Annotated in this window: 1 tRNA gene; it reads right to left on the bottom strand. The window is 40.3% G+C overall.

Annotated features, from left to right (window positions below):
* Positions 1 to 885 precede the first annotated feature (885 nt).
* A tRNA-Phe gene (locus BVER_RS36120) sits at positions 886 to 958 on the bottom strand.
* Between the last annotated feature and the right edge of the window lie 361 nt (positions 959 to 1319).

Raw genomic sequence — 1319 nt, 5'->3', positions numbered from 1 at the left:
ACCTGAGGGGTCGACAGTGTGGCCACTAGGGTTGTCCTCGGTCTACCCACCTTGCGGACTGCTTTGTGTAGAAGAAGTTATACTCCCGAATTCTGAATCTCCCATTGTAGCTACTATGTCAGATGAACCCGAAATCCTGGTTACGGCCTGGATGATCGCTCCGGCCCCCGATGGACTTTTTTCGTGGTGGATCCAAAACGAGGCAAGGGGCGGGTGCGGAGATAGCACTCAATCTTCTTTTAGAATTACGGAATCTCTCTACATAGAAGCAACCAATCTCCTTCTTGCTAACACCACCCTTTTGATTTGATCAATTACATTTCCGACTGTCTCGCAGCTAGTCTATCTCATCCCAAACTCTTCGCAAAGAGCAAATCTATCACCGGAAGCATAGCCCCTTTATCACACGTTGTCAATAAAACCATGGATTTTTTACTTTTCGTACTGGTTGAGCCAATGGAATGAAAATATGAGACACCAGGTTCAGGCAAATCATACTTGATAGTAGCCAGTCGATACTCGAGAGCAGAGATAAGATCTCTAACTAGCTTTGAGTGTTGGGTTCTCTTTTCATGGACATTGTCTAGCTTGGAATGAACTTTAGGCACAGATTCATTGATTTAAACCAACAGCTTTTTCTGTACCAATTTTGAGTTAAGGAAATTATCATGCTTAGGAGAGCAGGCATCTTTTTCAAAAAGGTAAACACGCGCTGTCACTCATTCAAGCAATTTCTTACTTAAGAAGGCATCTTAAGCAAGAAAAGAAAAGGCGTCAACCGACCCAAAATATTTCACTAAATGACCATCCTCCCTACTATGAATGTGGATTCAATTCAGATCAATTAATTTATGAGAGAAGAGAAAGTCATACCAATTAATCATGTGCCAGGAACCAGATTTGAACTGGTGACACGAGGATTTTCAGTCCTCTGCTCTACCAGCTGAGCTATCCCGACCAGTCGCAACATAGCATCCTCATTTTACTCGAAAATGGGGGCTGTGTCAATTAAAAGAAAGAAAGGGAATTCAAAAGTTTTATTTAGGTACTGAAATTGCTTGACTTGGATCTTAAAAAAGAGGACTTTGGGAGTTTCAGTTCAAGTAATTATATAGATTGTAAATCATTCAAATGGGTATTTCTTGCTCAAGGATGTTCATTTGTATGTATATCATCTAAATGGGATAAGAAAAGGGCATTTCCGCACCGATCAATTCTAAAAAATAAAGTGAATGGATAAGGAATTTTGAACCGATAACAAAACGAAAGATAGATAAATAGATAGTTGGGGAGTCAACTAGTTTATTTGGGGATAGAGG

The sequence above is a fragment of the Candidatus Burkholderia verschuerenii genome (assembly GCF_001189365.1).
GTDB lineage: Bacteria > Pseudomonadota > Gammaproteobacteria > Burkholderiales > Burkholderiaceae > Caballeronia > Caballeronia verschuerenii.
This window is presented reverse-complemented; position numbering and strand designations above follow the sequence as displayed.